6 protein-coding genes are annotated in these 5,328 nt (G+C 61.8%); all 6 read left to right on the plus strand.

The genetic code is table 11. The annotated features are described in order from the left end of the window. Nucleotides 1-65 precede the first annotated feature (65 nt). The gene (locus HP499_RS20285) at nt 66-1,595 is read left to right on the plus strand and encodes an extracellular solute-binding protein (protein WP_172325938.1); all 1,530 of its coding nucleotides are present in this window, start codon (nt 66-68) and stop codon (nt 1,593-1,595) included. Further along, nucleotides 1,592-2,566, plus strand: coding sequence for a sugar ABC transporter permease (locus HP499_RS20290; RefSeq protein WP_172325939.1), 975 nt, complete (start codon nt 1,592-1,594; stop codon nt 2,564-2,566). The genes HP499_RS20285 and HP499_RS20290 overlap by 4 nt, the downstream gene beginning before the upstream one ends. Then, a complete protein-coding gene (locus HP499_RS20295; RefSeq protein ID WP_172325940.1) occupies nt 2,566-3,438 on the plus strand; it encodes a carbohydrate ABC transporter permease in 873 nt (290 codons plus the stop codon). Before HP499_RS20290 ends, HP499_RS20295 begins: the two co-directional genes overlap by 1 nt. Nucleotides 3,439-3,466: 28 nt before the next feature. After that, on the plus strand, nt 3,467-4,183 hold the full coding sequence (locus tag HP499_RS20300; RefSeq protein ID WP_172325941.1) for a rhamnogalacturonan acetylesterase: 717 nt from the start codon (nt 3,467-3,469) through the stop codon (nt 4,181-4,183). After that, nucleotides 4,180-4,872, plus strand: coding sequence for a DUF1961 family protein (locus tag HP499_RS20305; protein ID WP_172325942.1), 693 nt, complete (start codon nt 4,180-4,182; stop codon nt 4,870-4,872). Before HP499_RS20300 ends, HP499_RS20305 begins: the two co-directional genes overlap by 4 nt. A gap of 50 nt (nt 4,873-4,922) precedes the next feature. Beyond that, nucleotides 4,923-5,328: acetylxylan esterase (locus tag HP499_RS20310; protein WP_172325943.1), on the plus strand; the 406-nt coding region annotated here is incomplete at its 3' end.

The raw sequence follows: 5,328 nt of genomic DNA on the forward strand, positions 1-5,328 counted from the left end.
CCTGGTGCGCCGTCAAAGCAAGAGTCGAAAGACACCAACCCCGATGAAGTGGAGCAGGTAAGAAAATGATCCGTAGAAAACACACGTTGGCCGCCGCCGTCGTAGTTTCCGCAGCCCTGGCGCTGACCGCCTGTGGTGGCGAAGCGCCGGCGTCGGACCTTTCCTCCGTCAAGATCATGGCGCCGTTCCTGGAAGCGCAGCCGCCCACGGCCGATGGCGCGGTGCAGAAGAAGCTCGAGGAACTCACGGGCAAGGACGTCAACATCACCTGGACGCCCAACGCCTCCTACGAAGACAAGATGAACATCACCTTGGCGTCCTCTGAGATCCCGCATGTCCTGGTGGTCCAAGGCAAAACGCCCGGCTTCGTGAAGAACGCCGAAGCGGGCGCCTTCTGGGACCTCACAGACAAGCTGAACGACTACCCGAACCTGAAGACCACTTTCCCGGAGGTCCAGCAGAACGCCAGCGTCAACGGCAAGGTCTACGGCGTATACCGTGGCCGCAACCCGATCCGCGCCGCGGTCATGTTCCGCCAGGACTGGATGGACAAGCTGGGGCTGAAGGCACCCGAAACCACCGAAGACCTCTACAAGGTAGCCAAGGCGTTCACCGAGCAGGACCCGGACGGCAACGGCCAGAACGATACCTATGGCATCACCATCCCCAAGTGGGGCGCCCTGGGAACCAACAGCCCCTATGACCTGATCGAAACCTGGTACGGCGCCGGCAACCGCTGGACCGAGCGGGACGGCAAACTGGTCCCCAGCTTCGAAACCGATGAATTCCTCGAAGCCAACCGCTTCATCAAGAAGATGGTGGACGAGAAACTCATCAACCCCGATTTCGCCACGTTCGACGGCACCAAGTGGAACGAGCCGTTCTTCAACGGCAAGGGCGGCATCATTGTGGACGTCGACTCCCGCGTCAGTGTGCTGATCAACCTCTTCAAGCAGGCCAACCCGAACGACTTTGAGAACAAAGTGGGCTTTGTCGGCAGCCTCAAAGGGCCTGACGGCGAGCTCCACGCCCACCCCACCGACGGCTACTCCGGCTTCCTGGCCATTCCCAAGTCAAGCGTCAAGACCGAGGCTGACCTCAAGAACGTCCTGGGCTTCCTGGACAAGCTGAACAGCAAGGAAGTGGCCGTCCTGATGAACAACGGGATCGAAGGCGTGAACTTCACCGTGGAAGAAGGACTGGCAGCCACCATCAAGCCCGAAACCCCCGAGGGCAAGGTGGTCAACACGGACATCAAGAGCTTCGCGCAACTGGGCACCAACGTCACGGGCAACAACTTCTACCCCGTCAAGCAGGCCTCCGAGTACGAACAAAAGGTCTTCGATGACCGTGTCTCCGTCATGGCCGAGGACCTCAAGAGCGCTGTGTACAACCCGGCAGCCGCCTTCGTCTCTCCCACCTACGTTGCCAAGGGCGCGCAGTTGGACAACATCGTGGCCGATGCCCGCATCAAATACTTGGCAGGCCAGATCGACGAGCAAGGCCTGAAGGACGCCATCAAGCTGTGGAACACCAGCGGCGGTGACAAGGTCAAGGAAGAAATCAATAAGCTCTGGCAGGAAAACAAGAAGTGACTGCCCCGGTTGTAGAAGCCAAAGCTTCGGAGCGGGTGGCCACCAAGCCGCCCGCCCCGGCGCGGCGGCGCGGGTTTGCCGTCCACTTCGCACACTACAAGTGGCTGTACCTGCTGTTGCTGCCCGGAGTCCTGTACTTCGCGATTTTCCGGTACGGGCCCATGTATGGCGTGTCCATCGCCTTCAAGGACTACGTTCCGTTCCTGGGCGTCAACGGCAGCCCCTGGGTGGGTGTCACCCACTTCACGGACTTCTTTGCCAACCCCGATTTCCCGCGGTTGCTGGGCAACACGCTGATCCTGGCTTTCCTGAACCTGGGCATCGCGTTTCCGCTCACCATCATCCTGGCGCTGCTGCTCAACGAGGTCCGTCTTTCGGTGCTCAAACGCACGGTCCAGACACTCGTCTACATCCCGCACTTCCTGTCCTGGACCATTGTTGCGTCGTTGAGTTTCCTGCTCTTCGCCCTGGACATCGGACCGCTGTTCCAGTTCGTCAACGGGTTGTTCGGCACCAATGTGGATATCCTCTCCGATCCCAACTGGTTCCGGCCGTTAATCGTGCTCCAGGAAATCTGGAAGAACACCGGCTGGGGCACCATCATCTTCCTTGCCGCGCTGGCCACCGTTGACCAGGACCAGTACGAGGCAGCGATCATCGACGGCGCCGGCAGGTTCCGTCGCGTCTGGCACATCACCTTGCCCGGTATCCGGTCCACCATCATCGTCATGCTCATCCTGGCCATCGGGCAGATGCTCAACACCGGCTTCGAGCAGATCTACCTCATGACCAACGCACTCAACCGCAGCGTGGCAGACGTCTTTGATACCTACGTGTACTTCGTGGGCATTACCCAAGGCGCCTACAGCTACAGCACCGCCGTCGGGCTCTTCAAGTCCCTGGTGGGAATCGTGCTGATCTTTGGCACCAACTGGCTGTCCAAGCGGTTCAACCAGAGCGGACTGTTCTAATGAAGATTCACAACACCCGGGGCGGGCGGGTCTTTGACGCCGCGAACTACGTCTTCCTGAGCCTGGTGGGCATCATCACCCTGCTGCCGTTCGTCTACGTGATTGCCGGCTCCTTCGCCAACGAAGCCGAGATCACCCGGCGGGCGTTCTTCGTCTGGCCGGAGCAGTTCACCCTTGGCGCCTATGAGTACATTTTCTCCACCCCCGCCTTCACCAGGGCACTGATCACCACGGTGCTGGTCACGCTGGTGGGCACGTTGATCCAGCTCATCCTGACCGTCACCATGGCCTACCCGTTGGCGAAGAAGAACCTGCGGGGCCGGAAGCTGATCATGTCCCTGGTGGTCTTCGCCATGGTCTTCTCCGGCGGCATGATCCCCACGTTCCTGCTGGTCAAAGACCTGGGCCTGCTGAACTCCTACTGGGCCTTGATCCTGCCTGCGGCCATCAACCCGTTCAGCCTGATCATCATCAAGAACTTCTTCCAGGAGCTCCCGCAGGAGTTGGAAGAGTCCGCCAAAATGGACGGTGCCACGGAAATCGGGATCCTCTGGCGGATCCTGTTGCCCTTGTCCAAACCGGTGCTGGCCACGTTCGCGTTGTTTTACGCGGTGGGGATCTGGAACGACTTCATGTCTCCGCTGCTCTACCTCAGCGATAACAACATGTGGACCCTGCAGATGTACCTGCGCCAGGTCACCGCTGCCTCGGACCTCCTGGGTACCGGCAACGTGGATCCCTCCTACATCCCTCCCGAGCAAGGCATTAAGTTTGCCGTGATCGTGGTGGCCACCCTGCCCATCCTGATCTTCTACCCCTTCCTGCAGAAGCACTTCGCCAAGGGCATGCTGATCGGTTCGGTCAAGGGCTAAGCACCGCGGTTTCGATGAAAGGACACCGATGAAAATCCTCCTCGCGGGCGACTCCACTGTGGCTGCCTGCCCCAGCTTCGAGTACCCAATGAGCGGTTGGGGTGCCCACTTGGCGCCCGAGACATACTGGTGGGGTGCCGTCCACAACTACGCCAAGGGCGGCGCCACCACGGAGTCGTTCCGCGAGGAGGGGCTTTGGTACCAGCTCATCAACCAGACCGTCCAAGGGGACGTTGTCCTGATCCAGTTCGGGCACAACGACCAGAAACGTGAACACCTCACCGCCCGCACCGGCTTCACCGAAAACCTCAAGCGCATGGTGGCGGAGGTCCGCAGCAAGGGCGGAATCCCCATTCTCTGCACGTCCGTGGAGCGCCGGCATTTCGCTGGCGGTCAGCTCGAAGCAACCCTGGGGGACTACCCCGTGGTGGTCCGGGAGCTTGGCCTGGAGCTCGGCCTTGACGTGATCGACCTCAACCAATGGACGCGCGGGCTTTACGAGGAACTGGGCGAGGACGGATCCAAGGAACTTTTCTGCCATTTCGCGCCTGGTGAGCACGCGCATTGGGCCGGCGGTCTTGAGGACAACACCCATTTCCACGAGAAAGGGGCCCGGCGGATCGCGGCCTTTGTGGCGGAACAGTTGGAGGCCCTCGGCTATGGCTTGTCTGCCACGCTCACTGCGGGGGCGGGTGGGGCGGGGGCGCTCAACGCGGGGGCGCTCGGCGCGGGGGCGCGTGCGTGATCCACTCCAACCCGCTGCGGGGTCCCGCAGATGTGGCTGACTGGGTGGCCGAGGGGCCGGTCCAGCTTGCTGCACAGGTTTTCGAAGCGCCCGACGACGGCGGGCTCGGCTTGGGTGCCGACGGCAGCAGTGCTCTGGTCCTGTCCGGTTCCCTTGACGCCGAAGAGCACGGCGACCACGCGCACTGGACGCTGTGGTGCCCCCAGGTGCTGCCCGATCACGTGCGGATCAGCTGGGAGTTCCTTCCTTTGGAGGAGCCGGGCCTGGCCATGGTGTTCTTCGCTGCGCGGGGGCACGGCGGCGAAGACCTGTTTTCTTCCGCTCTGGCTCCGCGTACCGGTTTCTATCCGCAATACCATTCGGGAGATATCGACGCCCTCCACGTCTCCTATTTCCGGCATAAGCACCCATCTGAACGTGCGTTCCGGACCTGCAATCTCCGCAAGAGCGCGGGTTTCGAACTCGTGGCGCAGGGAGCCGACCCGCTTCCTCCCGCTGAGGACGCCGACGCCTTCTATCGCATGGAAGTCACCAAAGACGGCCCCCGGGTGAGTTTCGCGATCAACGGATTGCTGCTGTTTGAGTGGATGGATCCCAGCCCGCGGCCCTTGGGCGGCGGGTACTTCGGAATCCGTCAGATGGCACCTCTCAAAGCCACCTATCGCAACCTGTCCATCACCGACCTTTAGCCGCCGTTCCCTGTGACGGGGCGCACGCAACCATGACGTAGGATGTCCCCATGCCTCTCTTCGACCTTCCTCTTGAGCAGCTCCGCCACTACGTCTCAAGCGCGGTTCCTCCGGCAGATCTCGCTGCCTTCTGGGACCGCACCATCACCGAGGCCAGGTCGCTTCCGCTCGACGCCGTGTTCGAGCCCGTGGAGAACTACCTCTCCGTGATCGACACCTTTGACGTCTCCTTCTCCGGCTTCGGGGGAGACCGCATCAAGGGCTGGCTTCACGTGCCCGCGCAGCGTGAGGCGGGGGAACAGCTACCGGTGGTGGTGGAGTACATCGGCTATTCGGGCGGCCGCGGGCTGGTCAACCAGAACACCCGCTGGGCCCAGGCCGGCTACGCGCACTTCATCATGGACACTCGGGGCCAAGGCTACGGCGGTGTTTCGGGTGACACCCCGGACCCGCACC

Origin of the sequence: Paenarthrobacter sp. CM16, from assembly GCF_013179505.1 — a bacterium.
Classification (GTDB): Bacteria; Actinomycetota; Actinomycetes; order Actinomycetales; family Micrococcaceae; genus Arthrobacter.